Here is a 16,303-nt window from a genome sequence, read left to right as displayed (position 1 = left end):
ATCGTGTCCCCCTTCCGCTCGTTCAGCGGGGCTGATAACGAGCGGAAGGGGGACACGGATGCGTCAGCGAGACCCAGGTCAGTGGGTGTCGGTCGCCTCGACCTCGGTGCGGTCGCCCGACCACAGCGTGTGGAACGTGCCCGGCTTGTCGACGCGCTTGTAGGTGTGCGCTCCGAAGAAGTCGCGCTGGGCCTGGATGAGGGCGGCCGGCAGGCGCTCGGCGCGCAGGCCGTCGTAGTACGCAAGGGACGACGAGAACGCCGGGGCGGGGATGCCCGCGGTCGCCGCCGCCGACACGATCCGGCGCCACGCGCCCTGGGCGCGGGTCAGAGCGTCGACGAAGTACGGCGCCGTGAGCAGCACCGGCAGGTCCGGCGTCTCGGCGTAGGCATCCGCGATCCGGTTCAGGAACTGGGCACGGATGATGCAGCCGGCGCGCCAGATCTTCGAGACCGCGCCGAGGTCGATCTGCCAGTCGTACTCGGCGGCGCCCGCACGGATCTCGTCGAAGCCCTGCGAGTACGCGACGATCTTCGAGGCAAAGAGCGCGAGGCGCACGTCCTCGATGAACGCGTCCTCGTCCTCGAGCTCGAGTTCTTCTTCGGCGCCCGGCAGGTCGCGGGCGACCGACCGCTGCTCGGGGTGCGACGACAGCGAACGCGCGAACGTCGCCTCGGCGATGCCCGAGACGGGAACACCCAGGTCGAGAGCCGTCTGAACCGTCCAGGCACCGGTGCCCTTGGCCCCGGCCTGGTCGAGGATCACATCGACGAGCGGCTTGCCGGTGTCGAGGTCGACCTGGCGCAGCACCTCGGAGGTGATCTCGATAAGGTACGACTCGAGCTCGCCGGTGTTCCACTCGGCGAAGACATCCGCGATCTCGGCGGGGCTCTTGCCCGTGCCGCGACGGATCAGGTCGTACGCCTCGGCGATGAGCTGCATGTCGGCGTACTCGATGCCGTTGTGCACCATCTTGACGAAGTGCCCCGCGCCGTCGTGACCGATGTGCGTGACGCACGGTTCGCCCTCGGCCACCGCCGCGATGGATCGCAGGATCGGGCCGAGCTTGACCCACGACTCGTCTGAACCGCCGGGCATGAGGGAGGGCCCTTCGAGGGCTCCTTCTTCTCCGCCCGAGACGCCCATCCCGACGAAGTTGATGCCGGTCTCGCGCACGGCACGCTCGCGGCGGATGGTGTCGGTGAACAGCGAGTTGCCGCCGTCGATGATGATGTCGCCCGGCTCGAACACGTTGACGAGCTCGTCGATCACGGCATCCGTCGGGCCGCCGGCCTTCACCATGATCAGCGCGGCACGCGGCTTCTGCAGCGCGGCAGCGAATTCGGCGTAGTCGAAGGCGGGAACGAAGCCCGCCTCGGGGTGCTGTTCGGCCAGGTGTTCGGTCTTGTCGCGGCTGCGGTTGTAGATGGCGACCGTGTTGCCCTCGCGGCGAGCGAGGTTGCGCGCGAGGTTCGAGCCCATGACGGCGAGGCCGACGACGCCGATGTTTGCGACGGCTGCGCCATCCTCACCGGGGCCGGTGGGAGTCGCGGTATCGCGGTCGACATTCTCCGGGCGAGGTGCACCCTCGTGCTCGGGTGCCGAGCCGGGCGAGTCCTCCCGGTCAGTCGAGGTGTTGACCTGCGGGGACGGATCGTTCTGCGACACGCGCGCTCCTTGCGTTCCAAGAGGGGACGCATCCAGGCTATCGCGCCGTCCCTCGCGCCGCGCGGTAGAGGCCAGTCCGCGCGGCAGGGGCAGAACGAGCCGCGGCGGAGGTCAGTCCTTGCGGTATCCCGATCGGCCCATCGACCAGAACGCGCCGGCCGTGAGGACCGCACCCACCGCGGTCAACGCGCCGATGGACCACACGAGAACGTGGGAGAGGAATGCGCCGTCGATCATGATCTGCTCCGGTGGTGGGTCGGGGTGTCATCACGCTACAGGCAACTCCGCTAAGATGGTGTGCACCCTCGGCGAGGGATGTTGTTGTGCGGTCGTCCGACTGCGCGAGGCATCCGTGATCGACGTGGCGATGTGGGCCCCGGTGGCACTCCTCCCGCGTTGGCGTATGAGTCGAGAACCCCAGACCTACGCGACGCATCCCGCCGCGTGCCCACAAGGAGATTCATCATGTCGAAAGACACCCAGGCCGACGCCCAGGACGGCGCCAAGGTTCACGCCGAGCTTCGCACCAGCTTCGGCAAGGGCTTCGCCCGTCGCCTCCGCGCCGCCGGCAAGATCCCGGCCGTCATCTACGGCCACGGCGAAGAGCCCGTGCACGTCGCCCTCCCGGGCCACCAGGTCGCGCTGCTGCTGCGTCGCGCCAACGCGGTGCTCGAGCTCGATGTCGAAGGCACTAACCAGCTGACGCTGGTCAAGGACGTCCAGAAGGACCCCGTGCACCAGATCATCGAGCACATCGACCTCCTCGTCGTCAAGAAGGGCGAGAAGATCCAGGTCGACGTGCCCATCTCGGTCATCGGCGAGTCCGCGCCCGGAACGATCGCCGCCCAGGACGCCAACACGGTTCTGCTCGAGGTCGAAGCCACGCACATCCCGCAGCGCGTCGAGGTCGACGTCGAGGGACTCGAGGATGGCACGCACATCACCGCTGCCGACCTGAAGCTGCCCCGGGGTGCGTCGCTCATCGTCGATCCCGAGACGCTCATCGTCGCGATCTCGGTTCCGTCTTCGACCCTTGCGGCCGAGGACGAGATCGCCGAGCTCGATGCCGCCGTGTCCGCGGCGCAGGCCATCGAGGCCGAGGAAGCCAAGGACGAGTCCGCCGAATAAGCGTCCGCGCAACCGCGCAACCGGAGCCCGCTCTCGCCGATACGGTGGGGGCGGGCTCCGTGCATGAGGGCATCGACAGAGGGAGTGGACGTGGCTGACGCGTGGTTGGTGGTGGGGCTCGGCAATCCCGGTCCCCGTTATGAGAGCACGCGACACAACGTCGGGCAGATGGTCGTCGATGAACTCGCCCGGCGCCGCGGTGCGACGTTCAAATCCCATCGGTCCAACGCCCGGGTGGCGGAGACGTGGCTCAGCCCGGGCTCAGCCAAGCTCGTGCTGGCGAAGCCGAACTCGTTCATGAACGTCTCGGGCGGTCCGGTGTCGGGCCTTGCGGCGTTCTTCGGAATCGAGCCGGATCGCGTCATCGTCGTCCACGACGAGCTCGACATCCCGTTCGACACGATCAAGCTCAAGATCGGCGGCGGGCACGGCGGTCACAACGGCGTGCGTGATGTCGCGAAGGCCTTGGATACGCCGGAGTTCACGCGCGTTCGCGTGGGGATCGGACGTCCCCCCGGTCGCCAGGATGCGGCGGACTGGGTTCTCGACCCGTTCGGCGCGACCGAGAGGGTGCAGCTGCCGCTGCTCATCGGAGACGCCGCGGACGCTGTCGAGCTGCTCGTCGGCGAGGGGTTGCTCGCCGCACAGCAGCGGTACCACGCGCCCCGCGAGTAGCCCTCTTCCTACCCCCGGGGCGTCAGACGCCGATGCCGGCGCTGGCGCCCGTCGCGATCCCGGCGAGGCCGGCACCGTAGACGGTGGTGACGAAGATGAAGAACCCGACGACCGCGACCACGACGGCCGCGATGCCGGTGCCGAGCCCGCGGCGCTTCGCGATCGCGACGATGCCCTGCACGATCGCCCAGATGCCCAGCACCGTGCCGGCCCAGAAGGCGATCTCGCCGAGCAGTACCCACTCGCGCACGGGGGACAGGAATGAGAGGTTCTCCCACGCGCTGCTCGGCATCGTTTCCAGGCTGGACCAGCTCCAACTGCCGTTGCCGACCTGGAATGCGGCGACGGCACCGATGATCGGCGCGACCGCGGCTGCGCCGAGCGCGATCAGCAACGCGACCAGTCCGAGGCCACCCGGCTTCTTCGCGACGGGCGCGGCGGCGGGTGCCCCGCCCGCGGGGTAGGAGCCGGCGGGCTGGTAGCCGGCGTACGGACCGGGAGCGGCCGGATGCTGGGGGCCCGGATACTGCCCGCCCGCGTACGGCGGATTCGGGTACGGCGGAACCGGAGGAGCGACGGGTGGGGTGACCGGCGGCGCCACCGGACCGGCGGCCTCTGTAGGCGGCGCGGACGGTGGGGGCGGGAAGCCGCCCGAGGAGGGCGCATCCGTGGGCGGCGTCTGGTCGCTCATGCCCTCATCCTAGGGTCGCCGACGGCGCGGTGTCGGTGGGGGCTCGTAGACTGGTCAGGTGTCAATTCACGGAATCACGCGCGCCCTGGCGCGCTCAGAAGCGTTCCGTGATGGCCTCGACGAGGCATCCCGCGACGCCGACCTCTCGCTCAACGAAGGGCTCGTCGCCCCCGTGCTCTCGGCCTTGGTCGAGCGTCGCGCGGCGGCGGGGGGTCCGCCCGCGTTGCTCGCGATCACGCCGACCGGTCGTCGAGCGGACCAGCTCGGACCCTCCCTCGCGGCTTATCTGCCCGACGCGCTCGTGCTGTCGTTCCCCGCGTGGGAGACCCTGCCGCACGAGCGCTTGAGCCCGAGTCCCGAGACCGTCGGTGCCCGGCTCGAGGTGCTGCGCCGGGTCGCCGAGTGGGACGGGTCGCGGCCGCTCATCGTGACGGCGTCGGTGCGCGCCGCGCTCCAGCCGATCGCGTCGGGCCTCGAGAACGTCCGGCCCGTCGAGCTCGCCGTCGGCACACGCGGCCACGACCTGACGTCGTTGGCCGAACGACTCGTCGAACTCGCCTACACGCGCGTCGACATGGTTTCGCGTCGCGGCGAGTTCGCGCTGCGCGGAGGCATCCTGGACGTCTTCCCCGCGATAGCCGATCACCCGTGCCGCGTCGAGTTCTTCGGCGACGAGGTCGATCAGATCCGCGCGTTCGCTGTGGCCGATCAGCGTTCGCTGCCGGGCGCGATCGACTCGATCGCCCTGCCGCCGAGCCGAGAGCTGCTGCTGACGGCCGAGGTCCGAGAACGTGCTCGTGCGCTGCAGGGCGAGCTGCCGGGACTGGCGGGAATGCTCGAGCGGATGGCCGAGGGCATCGCCGTCGAGGGCATGGAGTCCCTCACGCCGGTCCTGGCGGACGGCATCGTTCCGCTCGTCGACTACCTCCCGGCGGGCACCGCGGTGGCCCTCGTCGATCCGGAACGCGCCGTCGCGCGCGCGATCACGCTGCAGGACACGAACCGCGAGTTCCTCGAGGCGGCTTGGAGTGCCGCGACAGCGGGCGCCGACACGCCGATCGACCTCGGCAAGGGTGACTTCCTGACCCTGCCGAACCTGCGGCAGGCGTCGGCCGAGCGCGGTGGCGTCTGGTGGACGCTGAGCGCGTTCGATTCGGGCGCCGTGGATGCGGTCGCCGATGGTGTGTTCGACGCGGGGGACACCTCGGTCATCCGATTCGCCGGAGCCGGCATCCCCTCGTTCCACGGCAACGTCGAGGGCGCGACGGCGCACGTCGGTGACCTGCTGGCGGACGGCTGGAGCGTCGTCGTCGCGGCCGCCGGTGCGGGTCTGGTCGATCGAGCGCGCGATGTGCTGTCCGAGCGGGGTTTCGCGGCGCGTGTCGTGGACGATGTCGTCGATGCTCCCGAGGCCGGCGTCGCGATGCTCGTGCAAGCCCCGATCGAGGCGGGGTTCTCCTTCGCCGACGCGAAGATCGCCGTGCTCACCGAATCCGACTTTTACGGGCGCACCATCAGCGCCGACTCGCGCGTGGTCAAGAAGCTGGCGTCGCGCCGGCGCAACGTCGTCGATCCGTTGCAGCTCAAGGCGGGCGACTTCGTCGTTCATTCCACGCACGGCATAGGCCGTTTCGTCGAACTCGTGCAGCGCGAGGTGTCGTCGGGCGGGCGCAATCCGGTCAAGACCAAGCGCGAATATCTCGTGGTCGAGTACGCCCCCAGCAAGCGCGGATTCCCCGGTGACAAGCTCTTCGTGCCGACCGATCAACTCGACCTGCTGTCGAAGTACGTCGGGGGAGAGGCCCCGACGCTGTCGAAGATGGGCGGCAGCGACTGGGCCGCGGCGAAGGGTAAGGCCCGCAAGGCCGTCCGGGACATCGCCGTCGAGCTCGTCAAGCTCTACTCGGCGCGTATGTCGGCCAAGGGATTCGCATTCAGTCCCGACACCCCGTGGCAGCGCGAGCTCGAAGAGGCATTCCCGTTCGCCGAGACGCCCGACCAGCTGCAGACGATCGACGAGGTCAAGGCCGACATGGAACGGCCCATCCCGATGGACCGCCTGCTCTCGGGCGATGTCGGCTTCGGCAAGACCGAGGTCGCCGTGCGCGCCGCGTTCAAGGCGATCCAGGACGGCAAGCAGGTCGCCATGCTCGTCCCGACCACGCTGCTGGTCAAGCAGCACCTCGAGACCTTCACGGAGCGGTTCGCCGGGTTCCCGGTGCGGGTGCGCGCCCTCTCGCGGTTCCAGACCGACAAAGAGGCGCGCGAGATCGTCGCGGGGCTCGAGGACGGCTCGATCGACATGGTGATCGGAACCCACCGCATCCTGACCGAGAAGGTGTCGTTCAAGGATGTCGGGCTGCTCATCATCGACGAGGAGCAGCGCTTCGGTGTCGAGCACAAGGACGCCCTGAAGAAGCTGAAGACCAACGTCGACATCCTGGCGATGAGCGCGACGCCGATTCCGCGCACGCTCGAGATGGCGGTGACCGGCATCCGCGAGATGTCCACGCTCGCGACGCCGCCCGAGGACCGGCATCCGATCCTGTCGTATGTGGGACCGCGGAACGACAAGCAGATCGCCGCCGCGATCCGCCGTGAGCTGCTGCGCGAGGGGCAGATCTTCTACGTCCACAACCGGGTCTCGTCGATCCAGCGGGTTGCGGCGCACCTGGCAGAGCTCGTTCCCGAGGCGCGCATCGCGGTGGCGCACGGACAGCTCGGCGAGCACGCGCTCGAGCAGGTCGTCGACGACTTCTGGGAGCGCAAGTTCGACGTCCTCGTGTGCACGACGATCATCGAGACCGGCCTCGACATCTCGAACGCCAACACGATCGTGATCGACCGCGCCGACAAGTACGGCCTGTCGCAGCTGCACCAGTTGCGCGGTCGCGTCGGCCGTGCGCGCGAGCGGGCGTATGCGTACTTCCTCTACGACGACATGAAGCCGCTGTCCGAGACCGCGGCCGACCGACTGGAGACCATCGCGGTCAACAACGACCTCGGGTCGGGCATGCAGGTCGCTCTGAAGGACCTCGAACTGCGTGGCGCAGGCAACATGCTCGGTGCCGAGCAGGCAGGCCATATCGCGGGCGTCGGATTCGACCTGTACCTGCGCATGATCGGCGAGGCCGTCGCGACGTTCCGTGGCGACGATGTGGAGGGGCAGACCGAACTGCGACTCGAGCTGCCGGTGCGGGCGCGCATCCCGGAGTCGTACATCGACAGCGAGCGTCTGCGGCTCGAGGCGTACCAGAAGCTTTCGTCCGCAGCGACGGCAACGGCGGCACCCGACGCGATCGACCTGGTCGTCGAAGAGCTCCGCGACCGCTACGGCGAGCCGCCCGCCGAGGTCACGGGTATCGTCGCGGTCGCTCGCCTGCGCCGCCGCGCGGCACGCTCCGGCCTGACGGATGTCGTCGCGATGGGCCCGAATCTGCGGGTCGCTCCGGCACATCTGCCGGATTCGTTGCGCGTACGGATGCAGCGGCTCTACCCCGGCGCGAAGCTCATGTCGGGCGGCGAGGCACTCGTGGTGCCGATGCCGCGGTCGGGCGCCGACGCGCTACCGGACGACGAGCTGATCGCCTGGACGGGGCAGTTGCTGACGGCGCTGTTCCCCGAGCCCACGCCCGAGGCTCCGGCCACCGGTGTGGCACAGGAGTCCGCGCCCGCGGCATCCGCCTGACCGTTCTCCCGGCTGCCCAGACAGCGAGGGTGCGCGTTCTGCCGCACGAAGGTGCCCGTTCTACCGGACGAAAGTGCCCCTTCTGCCGCCGCCGAGCGGAGTAGGTTGAGCGCATGCTGTTCGAGCACCTCGGGGCGCGGCCCCGCATAGACCCGTCGGCGGTGATCGCCGAGACCGCGGTCATCTCAGGTGATGTCGAGATCGGTCCCGACTGCCAGGTCTTGCACGGCGCCGTGATCACGGCCGAGGGCGGCCCGATCACGCTCGCCGCCTGCGTCGTCGTGATGGAGAACGCCGTCATCCGCGCCACGGCGGCCGACGCCGTGCACATCGGCGATCACACGCTCATCGGCCCGGGCGCGACGGTGAGCGGCGCGGTCATCGGCTCCGAGGTGTTCCTCGCGACAGGCACGCGCGTGTTCAACGGTGCGCGGATCGGGGACCGCTGCGAGGTGCGGATCGGTGCGATCGTGCACCTGCGGACGACCCTTCCGCCCGAGACCGTTGTGCCGATCGCCTGGATCGCGGTGGGACACCCGCTCGGGCTGTACTCACCCGACCGGCACGACGAGATCTGGGCCGCGCAGAAGGAGCTCGACTTTCCGGGCTACGTCTTCGGTCTCGATCGCGACACACCCGACGTGATGGTCCAACTCACCGAACGCTACGGCCGCAGCCTGTCGCGCCACGCGCAGGACCGTCGCGTCGACTGAGCGGACGGGTCAGACCCAGTTTGCGCCGCAGGAGAGGCAGCGGAACTCGAGGCCAGGCTCGTCTTCGTACAGCTCGTCGTCGATGGGCCTGCTGCCAGCGTGCCTCTGGCCGCCGTGCTTGGCGCTGCGGTGTTCTTCGCCGCGCAGCTCGTCGTCGCGGTCGAGCTCGAGGACGAACCATTTGACCTCCACGACCTGCACACGTGTGTCGTCGCAAACGGGGCAGATCTCGGCGTCGAGTTCGCTGACGTCTTCTCGTGTCTTGATCATGACCACACGCTAGGCCGGGCCTCCGACATCCATCCGACCGCCACGCGATGGCCTCGCTCGCCCGTCGCCGAACGGACGCAACACGCCGTCCGACTCGCTGCCGCGCGGCGTGTTGCGTCCTCTCGGTTCGTGAACCGATCGGCCCTGCCTCCCGAACGGACGCAACACGCCGTCCGCCTCGCTGCCGCGCGGCGTGTTGCGTCCTCTCGGTTCGTGAACCGATCGGCCCTGCCTCCCGAACGGACGCAACACGCCGTCCGATTCGCCGCCGCGCGGCGTGTTGCGTCCGTTCGCGCGGAGGTCGGGGGAGTCGGGGAGGGCTCAGCCGGTGTTCTGCAGGCCGGCCGCGACGCCGCTGACCGACAGCAGCAGCAGACGCTGCTGCTCGGGATCGGCGCCCGAACCGTCGGCACGCGAACCGGCGGCGGCCGACGCGCGCAGGGCGCGCAGGGCGCGCAGCTGCAGCATCGACAGCGCGTCTACGTACGGGCTGCGCATCTTGACCGCGCGCTGCAGCACGGGCTTGTTCGAGAGAAGCTCGCCGCCGCCGGTGATTCGGATCACCCAGTCACGCGTCGATTCCATCTCGGCGAGCACCAACTCGGCGAGTTCGTCCCGGTCGCCCAGCGCGAGGTAGCGGCGGGCGATCCGCGGATCGGCCTTGGCGAGGCTCATCGCGACGTTGTCGATCATGGTGCGAAGGAGCGGCCACTCGTCGTACGCCTCGCGCAGCAGGGCTTCGTCCCCCACCGCATCGAGCGCGGTGCCGAGCCCGAACCAGCCAGCGAGGTTGATGCGCGCTTGCGTCCACGCGAACACCCACGGGATGGCCCGCAGGTCCTCGAGCGATTCGACCGACAGTCCGCGGCGGGCCGGCCGTGAGCCGAGCGCCAGCAGGCCGACCTCTTCGAGGGGTGTGACGGTCGCGAACCACGGCGCGAATCCGGGTGCGCGGACCAGCGAGAAGAAACGTTCACGGGATGCGGAATCCATTGTCGCCGCGACGTCCGCGTACCGAGAGGCGGCCGCCTCGTTGCGTCGCTCGATCGACGGCGACGACGCCAGCAGTGTGGCCGCCGCGACCTGGTCGATGTGCCGCATGGCGATCGTCGGGTCGCCGTAGCGGGCGAAGATGACCTCGCCCTGCTCGGTGAGCTTGAAGCGGCCCTCGACGGAGTGCGGCGGCTGCGCCAGGATCGCGCTGTTGGCAGGGCCGCCGCCGCGTCCGAGCGCGCCTCCGCGACCGTGGAACAGGGTCAGTTCGATGCCCTCTTCGCGTGCCCAGGCGGCGATCGCGGCCTGGGCCTCGTACAGCGCGAGGTTCGCGGCGACGGGTCCGACATCCTTCGACGAGTCGGAGTATCCGAGCATGACCTCGAGGCGACGACCCGTCTCGTCCAGTCGCGCGGCGAACTCGGGGTGCGTGACGATCTCGGCCAGGATCTTCGGCGCCGCCTGCAGGTCGGCGAAGGTCTCGAACAGGGGGATGACATCCAGGACCGGACCGGATGCATCCGGTCCCACGGCGTATCGCGCGAGGCGCCGGACGTTTGCGAGGTCTTCAGCCGACTGCGTGAACGAGACGATGTAGCGACCGGCCGCGCGCGGTCCGAAGCGCTCCTGTACGAAGGCGACGGCCCGGAAGACCTCGACGACCTCGTCCGTCGTGTCGCTCAGCGCCCCCCCGGCCTCGAGCTCTTCGAGGGCCTTGCGGTGCACCTGGGAATGCTGGCGCACTTCGAGCTCAGCCAGGTGGAAGCCGTACGTCTCGACCTGCCAGATCAGCTGCTGCAGTCCGCCGAACGCGTGGCGCTCGGCCGAGGCGGCGACGAGCGAATCCTGCACGACCCGCAGATCGGCGAGCAGTTCATCCGGGTCGCGGAAAGCGAGGTCGGCATCTCGTGTGCGGGTCGCGGCGATGCGGCGGGCGAGCATCAACAGGATGCGTCGGTGCGGCTCGTTGGGCGAGCGTTTGGCGATGTCGGCCGCCGCGTCTTCGTCCGCCGCGCGCAGTCGATTCCACAGGGCGACGAGCGCCGGGCTCGGGGGAGTGGTCTCGGCGTCGAGGGTCAGTGATCGACCCACGCGGGAGGCCGTGCGCTCGAGGCCGAGCAGCACGTGCTCGGAGGCGATCGCGGCGGCCTTGCGGGTGACCTTCGCCGTGACGAAGGGGTTGCCGTCGCGGTCTCCGCCGACCCATGAGCCGACGCGCACGAACGGGCGCACGATGGGCGCTCGGCGGCCCGCATCGGGGCCCTGGAGCGCGTCGTCGACGCGGCGGTACACCTGCGGCACCGCGGTGTAGAGGGTCTCGTCGAACACCGCCATGATCGCGCGGACCTCATCGGTCGGCGAGGGCTTCTCGGCCCGAAGCGGTGCCGTGCGCCAGAGCGTGTCGATCTCTTCGAGGATGCGGCGGCGCGCTCGTCGCTCGTCGGCACCGCCGTCGAGCGACGAGTCCAGGGTCTCGAGCAGCGTCGCGATGCGGCGCACGGTCGAGGAGATCGCGCGGCGGCGGGCCTCGGTGGGATGCGCCGTGAAGACGGGGTGGAACCGCAGGCCCTGCAGCCGGTCGAGGGCGGTCTCGTCGCCGACCTCTTCCGCGAGACGCGCGAACGCGGCGGCTATCGAGTCCGTCGCGTTCTCCTTCTCGGGGCGCCCGTCGCGCTCGCGCAGGACACGAACGCGCTGGTGCTCTTCGGCGAGGTTGACCAGGTGGAAGTAGCAGGTGAAGGCGCGTGCGACCTCGTCGGCACGCTCGACCGAGAAGGACTCGACGATGGCCTCGGCTCGCTCGAACGCCTCGGGGCTCGGGTCGGTGTAGGCCTGAATCGTCGCGGTGCGCAACCGCTCGACGTCATCGAACAGGCCGGGTGCGCCGCTCTCGCGGAGCACCTGGCCGAGCAGAGCGCCCAGCATCCGCACGTCCGCGCGCATCGACTGGGGCAGTTCCTGACCGGCGTCGAAGCGCCCGACGAGATCGATCGCTTCGGTGGGTGTGGGTTCGGGCATGGGTTTCAGGGTAGTGCGGGAGTGTTACCGGTTCGTCACGCTCGGTATGGGCGCACCGACAGTGCTCGGGGAAGGTGCCGGGGCGCCCGGTAGACTGGGCCACTGGTGTGCCGGGAAGTCTGGTCGGCGGCCGCGCGAGCGCGCCCACCGACCATCGCGGGTAACCGCGTGGCCCCCAACCGAAAGGACCCCGTGGCCCTCCTTCGTTCTGCCCGATTCCCCGCAATCATCCTTCTGGCAGCCGCCGTCGCGGCGCTGATCGTCGCCAACTCGCCGCTCGGCGCGAGCGCCGACGCCATCAAGGACACCTACCTTGGTATCCCGGGCGTGTTCGAGATGTCGGTCGGGCACTGGATCCAGGACGGCCTGCTCGCGATCTTCTTCTTCGTCGTCGCGATCGAGCTGCAGTTCGAACTCACCGCCGGCGAGCTCAACTCCGCGCGCAAGGCGCTCCAGCCGGCTATCGCGGCAGCGGGTGGCGTTCTCATCCCGATCGCGATCTACGTCGCTTTTGCCGCGGGATCGGATGCGTCACGCGGATGGCCCATCCCGACCGCGACCGACATCGCCTTCGCCCTCGGGGTGCTCGCGGTCTTCGGCAAGGGTTTGCCCTCCGGCATCCGGATCTTCCTGCTCGCCCTCGCGATTCTGGATGACATCGTCGGCATCCTGTTCATCGCCGTGCTCTTCACGACCGATGTCAACTTCGCTCTGCTGGGCATCTCCGCCGTGCTCGTCGTGATCTTCGGTCTGCTGAGCCGCCGCCTCGACACCCGTGCGCGCGTGCCGATCGCCGTGATCCTGGTGGTGCTCGGCATCGCGACGTGGGTTTTGGTCTACCTCTCCGGTGTGCACGCCACGATCGCCGGCGTTGCGCTGGGGCTGGCATTCGCGCAGAGCCCTGCCCTCCGCACGCGCCACGCACTCGAGCCCTGGGTCAACGGCCTCGTGCTGCCCCTGTTCGCGTTCTCGGCCGCACTCGTCGTCATCCCGATGGTGTCGCCCGCGCAGCTCTCGCCCGCCTTCTGGGGCATCCTCGTCGCGCTCCCCGTCGGAAAGATGATCGGCATCTCGCTGTTCAGCTGGATCTCGCTGCGCCTCGCGAATCGCGGAGCGACGCCCCACCTGTCGTTTGCCGATCTTCTGGCGGCCGGTGCGCTCGGTGGTATCGGCTTCACGGTCTCGCTGCTGCTGTCCGAGTTGGCGTTCGCGGGTGACCCCCTCGTCCGGGACGAGGCGACTCTCGGTGTGCTCGCGGGCTCCGGAATCTCGCTCGTCATCGCGGCGGTGCTGGTGTCGCTGCGGGCCCGGCACTTCCGTCGTCTCGCGCACGTCGAGTCCGACGACGTCGAAGTGCCACCGACGTCGACGCCGACGGGTGGCCAGCTCGCCTGAGCCGTGGGGCAGGATGGGGCGATGAAGAGTCAGGATGCTGTTGCCGCGCGCCGCGCCGAGGCGCTGGCCGCGGCCGCCGAGACGATGCGGGTGGTTCGCGATCGGTGCGTCTGGACCCAGCGGATCACGCACCGCGACCTCGTGCCGTATCTGATCGAGGAGAGTGCCGAGCTGGTCGACGCTGTCGAGGCTGGCTCGCGTGCGGAACTGCGTGAGGAGCTCGGCGATCTGCTGTGGCAGGTGCTGTTCCACGCCGAAATCGCGTCGCGCGACGACGCTGAACCCTTCGACATTGCGGATGTCGCCGAAGGGCTGACGGAGAAGATGGTGCGCAGGCATCCGCACGTCTTCGGTGATGATGTCGCCGAGACGCCCGAGCAGGTGCTGGTGCTCTGGAATGCGGCGAAGGCGGCCGAGAAGAGCGAGCGGCGGAGCGTGTTGGATGGCGTAGCTCGAGGCATGCCCTCGCTGGCGTTGGCGCAGAAGCTGCTCGGGAAGGGGTCGGGGCTTGTACCCGCGCCGGAGCTCGTCGCGACCGCTCCGGACAGCGAGGCCGAGCTCGGTGACGCGCTTCTTGCCCTCGTAGCGCAGGCCCGGTCCCGGGGTTGGGATGCCGAGCGGGCCCTGCGGGAGCGCCTGCGCACGCTCGAGTCCGACATCCGCGCCGCCGAGGCGGGCTGAGCCGCTCGTTGAGCATCGGGGATCCGGTGAGCGTCGGAGCATCCGGCGCCGCGGACTCCGACGCTGGCCGGATCTCCGACCGCGAGCAAAGGCTGGCGACTGAGGTGCCCGGCGGCGGATGAAAGGATAGGGCCGTGGCATCCGTGAACCCGCCGCGCGGCATGCGCGACTTCCTCCCCGCCGAAAAGGCTCGCCGCGAGCGTGTGCTCGCCGTCATCCGCGACCGCTACCGCGCGCACGGATTCGACGAGATCGAGACGCCCGTCGTCGAGGACTACGATCGCCTGCACTCAGGGCTCGGCGGCGACAACGAGAAGCTGTCGTTCAGCATCCTGCGCCGAGGTCTCGACGCCGACGGCATCCGTGCCGCAGCGGACGATCCCGCGGCGCTCGCCGACCTGGGCCTCCGCTACGACCTGACGGTGCCGCTCGCCCGCTTCTACGCGTCGCACCGCGCCGAGCTTCCGAGCGTGTTCCGTGCCGTGCAGATCGCGCCCGTGTGGCGCGCGGAGCGTCCGCAGAAGGGCCGCTACCGCCAGTTCGTGCAGTGCGACATCGATGTTCTGGGCGATGCGACTCCCCGCGCCGAGGCCGAGCTGATCGCCGCGACGCTCGACACCCTCGACGCTCTGGGGCTCGCGGGTGCGACGGTGCGCATCAACGACCGACGTGCGCTCGACGGGATGCTCGCGACCTTCGGTTTTGCGGATGCCGAGCGTGCGGGCGTCCTGATCACGATCGACAAGCTCGACAAGATCGGGCCGGACGGCGTGACGGGCGAACTCCGCGAGCGGGGCGCAACGCCCGCGGCCGTGGACGCCTTCGAGGCGTTCCTGCGCCGCCCTCAGACCCGCGAATACAACCCGTACGGCGAGCGGCAGATCCGCAAGTCGCTGCCCGAGGGAATCCCGGACGAGGTCATCGCGCACCTCGTCGGTCTCGGCGAGGCGGTCGCCGCGGCACGACCGGCGTCGGACGCATCCGAGATTCCCCTCGTCTTCGACCCGTTCCTCGTTCGGGGTATGGGGTACTACACCGGGACGATCTTCGAACTCGCCCACCCGAGCGTCAGTTATTCGCTTGGCGGCGGGGGGCGCTACGACGGCATGATCGGTCGGTTCCTCGGCTCGGATGTCCCGGCCGTCGGGTTCTCGATCGGGTTCGAGCGCATCGTCGATCTGGTCGAGGCGGGTGAGGATGCCGCGGTCACAGCGGTCGTCCTGGTGCACGACGCCGATGTGCCTGTCGCCGAGCTCCTCGCGCTCAAGGCGTCCTTCCTCGCCGAGGGCGCACGCGTACGGCTCGAGCGCCGGACGAAGAACCTCAAGCCGACCCTCGAGCGCGCCGTGTCCGACGGATACACGGAGTTCGCGACGGTTGCTTCCGGAGCCGAGCGCTCGTCGCTCACGCTGAAGCCGCTGGCGTAGCGAACGGCCTGACGAACAGCGCCGCGGAACGCACGCGTCGCCCGCGCGACAGACGGCGTTCACCTCGGCGGGGTGTGATCGCGGGTATGAGCCGCTCCCGCATCGCCCTGACGGTCGGTGCGGCGCTCGCTCTCGCGGCGGCCGTGAGCTTCGGTGTCGCGGTGGGTGCGCGGATGCTTCTGACGCGTCAGGCAGCTGTGGCCCGGCGGCGGATCGGCAAGCCGCTCGGTGAACTCGCGCCGCGCTCGGATCGGGTGTGGCGGAAGAGTTTGACGGGCGAGATCGTCGAGCTGCTGGTGCTCGGGGACTCGATCGCGGCCGGGCTCGGTGCCGATCGCCGCAAGGACACCCTCGGGGCTCGCCTGGCTAAGGGACTCGCGACCCGCCTCGGCCGTCCGGTGCGCCTCCGCACCGCGGCGATCGTCGGATCCGAATCATCCGCGCTCGCCGAACAGATCGACGGCCTGCCCGGGGACTACGTCGCCGATGTCGCGGTGATCGTGGTCGGCGGCAACGACGTGACCCACCGCATCCCCGCGTCGGTGTCGGCCGAGCACCTGCGCGCCGCGATCACGCGGCTGCGCGCTCGTGGCATACCTGTCGTCGTGGGCACCTGCCCCGACCTCGGGGCGCTCCGTCCGGTGCCCCAACCGCTGCGAATACTGGGATCGCAGATGTCCCGGCAGCTCGCCGCGGCCCAGGCGGCCGTGGCCGAAAGATCGGGCGCGACCGCCGTGTCGCTGCGCAGCGCGGTGGGCGCGGTGTTCTTCGATCAGCCCGATGAGATGTTCGGCGTCGACCGCTTCCACCCGAGCGCCCTGGGGTATCGGCGGACCGCCGAGGCGCTGCTGCCGGTCGTCGTCGCGACCGTGGAGGGCCGGAGAGCGGGAACCGACACGGTGTGACGCAAGCCCTCGCGGCAGCGCCGACGCGGCTGATAGCGTGCTCACCACGA

General features: G+C 69.7%; 13 protein-coding genes. 8 read left to right on the top strand and 5 right to left on the bottom strand.

Annotation, left to right across the window (positions count from 1 at the left end; translation table 11 throughout):
* Nucleotides 1-78: 78 nt before the first annotated feature.
* Both gndA and ACIQ0W_RS05300 read right to left on the bottom strand, forming a co-directional pair.
* Entirely contained in the window at nt 79-1,506 is a 1,428-nt protein-coding gene (gene gndA, locus ACIQ0W_RS05305) for an NADP-dependent phosphogluconate dehydrogenase (RefSeq protein WP_396641887.1), read from the bottom strand.
* 273 nt (nt 1,507-1,779) lie between these two features.
* Entirely contained in the window at nt 1,780-1,905 is a 126-nt protein-coding gene (locus tag ACIQ0W_RS05300; RefSeq protein ID WP_396641750.1) for a hypothetical protein, read from the bottom strand.
* A gap of 228 nt (nt 1,906-2,133) precedes the next feature.
* On the opposite strand from ACIQ0W_RS05300, the gene ACIQ0W_RS05295 reads away from it, so the two are divergent.
* Both ACIQ0W_RS05295 and pth read left to right on the top strand, forming a co-directional pair.
* Entirely contained in the window at nt 2,134-2,796 is a 663-nt protein-coding gene (locus ACIQ0W_RS05295; RefSeq protein ID WP_396641749.1) for a 50S ribosomal protein L25/general stress protein Ctc, read from the top strand.
* 90 nt (nt 2,797-2,886) lie between these two features.
* Nucleotides 2,887-3,471: an aminoacyl-tRNA hydrolase gene (gene pth / locus ACIQ0W_RS05290; RefSeq protein ID WP_396641748.1), complete on the top strand. Its 585-nt coding sequence runs from the start codon at nt 2,887-2,889 to the stop codon at nt 3,469-3,471.
* A gap of 22 nt (nt 3,472-3,493) precedes the next feature.
* On the opposite strand, the gene ACIQ0W_RS05285 is transcribed toward pth, so the two are convergent.
* Complete coding sequence (locus ACIQ0W_RS05285; RefSeq protein ID WP_396641747.1) at nt 3,494-4,162, bottom strand: hypothetical protein; 669 nt, start codon at nt 4,160-4,162, stop codon at nt 3,494-3,496.
* A 58-nt stretch (nt 4,163-4,220) separates the two neighbouring features.
* Here ACIQ0W_RS05285 and mfd point away from each other — a divergent pair, with 58 nt between their 5' ends.
* Together mfd and ACIQ0W_RS05275 are read left to right on the top strand one after the other, a co-directional pair.
* Nucleotides 4,221-7,850: a transcription-repair coupling factor gene (mfd, locus tag ACIQ0W_RS05280; RefSeq protein ID WP_396641746.1), complete on the top strand. Its 3,630-nt coding sequence runs from the start codon at nt 4,221-4,223 to the stop codon at nt 7,848-7,850.
* 113 nt (nt 7,851-7,963) lie between these two features.
* Nucleotides 7,964-8,563, top strand: coding sequence for a gamma carbonic anhydrase family protein (locus ACIQ0W_RS05275; RefSeq protein ID WP_396641745.1), 600 nt, complete (start codon nt 7,964-7,966; stop codon nt 8,561-8,563).
* Nucleotides 8,564-8,572: 9 nt separating this feature from the next.
* Here the strand turns inward: ACIQ0W_RS05275 and ACIQ0W_RS05270 are convergent, their stop codons facing one another.
* Complete coding sequence (locus ACIQ0W_RS05270) at nt 8,573-8,833, bottom strand: hypothetical protein (protein WP_396641744.1); 261 nt, start codon at nt 8,831-8,833, stop codon at nt 8,573-8,575.
* Nucleotides 8,834-9,154: 321 nt separating this feature from the next.
* Nucleotides 9,155-11,845 (bottom strand): phosphoenolpyruvate carboxylase, encoded by a 2,691-nt coding sequence (locus ACIQ0W_RS05265; RefSeq protein WP_396641743.1) that lies wholly within the window; start codon nt 11,843-11,845, stop codon nt 9,155-9,157.
* Between the two features lie 192 nt (nt 11,846-12,037).
* Between ACIQ0W_RS05265 and nhaA the strand changes: the two genes are divergently transcribed.
* The 4 genes from nhaA to ACIQ0W_RS05245 all read left to right on the top strand — a co-directional run bounded on the left by nhaA (nt 12,038) and on the right by ACIQ0W_RS05245 (nt 16,253).
* A complete protein-coding gene (gene nhaA / locus ACIQ0W_RS05260) occupies nt 12,038-13,240 on the top strand; it encodes a Na+/H+ antiporter NhaA (protein ID WP_396641886.1) in 1,203 nt (400 codons plus the stop codon).
* A gap of 21 nt (nt 13,241-13,261) precedes the next feature.
* The gene (locus ACIQ0W_RS05255) at nt 13,262-13,921 is read left to right on the top strand and encodes a MazG family protein (protein WP_396641742.1); all 660 of its coding nucleotides are present in this window, start codon (nt 13,262-13,264) and stop codon (nt 13,919-13,921) included.
* A gap of 161 nt (nt 13,922-14,082) precedes the next feature.
* Entirely contained in the window at nt 14,083-15,348 is a 1,266-nt protein-coding gene (gene hisS, locus ACIQ0W_RS05250) for a histidine--tRNA ligase (protein ID WP_396641885.1), read from the top strand.
* 86 nt (nt 15,349-15,434) lie between these two features.
* On the top strand, nt 15,435-16,253 hold the full coding sequence (locus ACIQ0W_RS05245) for an SGNH/GDSL hydrolase family protein (RefSeq protein WP_051513256.1): 819 nt from the start codon (nt 15,435-15,437) through the stop codon (nt 16,251-16,253).
* Nucleotides 16,254-16,303 lie beyond the last annotated feature (50 nt).

Origin of the sequence: Microbacterium sp. (assembly GCF_044340635.1) — a bacterium.
In the GTDB taxonomy this organism is placed as follows: Bacteria; Actinomycetota; Actinomycetes; order Actinomycetales; family Microbacteriaceae; genus Microbacterium.
This window is presented reverse-complemented; position numbering and strand designations above follow the sequence as displayed.

What these genes read in the sequence shown, in the direction of transcription:
- ACIQ0W_RS05300 (WP_396641750.1), bottom strand. Translation starts at nt 1,905, where the DNA reads ATGATCGACGGCGCATTCCTCTCCCACGTTCTCGTGTGGTCCATCGGC.
- ACIQ0W_RS05295 (WP_396641749.1), top strand. Translation starts at nt 2,134, where the DNA reads ATGTCGAAAGACACCCAGGCCGACGCCCAGGACGGCGCCAAGGTTCAC.
- ACIQ0W_RS05285 (WP_396641747.1), bottom strand. Translation starts at nt 4,162, where the DNA reads ATGAGCGACCAGACGCCGCCCACGGATGCGCCCTCCTCGGGCGGCTTC.
- ACIQ0W_RS05275 (WP_396641745.1), top strand. Translation starts at nt 7,964, where the DNA reads ATGCTGTTCGAGCACCTCGGGGCGCGGCCCCGCATAGACCCGTCGGCG.
- ACIQ0W_RS05270 (WP_396641744.1), bottom strand. Translation starts at nt 8,833, where the DNA reads ATGATCAAGACACGAGAAGACGTCAGCGAACTCGACGCCGAGATCTGC.
- ACIQ0W_RS05265 (WP_396641743.1), bottom strand. Translation starts at nt 11,845, where the DNA reads ATGCCCGAACCCACACCCACCGAAGCGATCGATCTCGTCGGGCGCTTC.
- ACIQ0W_RS05255 (WP_396641742.1), top strand. Translation starts at nt 13,262, where the DNA reads ATGAAGAGTCAGGATGCTGTTGCCGCGCGCCGCGCCGAGGCGCTGGCC.
- hisS (WP_396641885.1), top strand. Translation starts at nt 14,083, where the DNA reads ATGCGCGACTTCCTCCCCGCCGAAAAGGCTCGCCGCGAGCGTGTGCTC.
- ACIQ0W_RS05245 (WP_051513256.1), top strand. Translation starts at nt 15,435, where the DNA reads ATGAGCCGCTCCCGCATCGCCCTGACGGTCGGTGCGGCGCTCGCTCTC.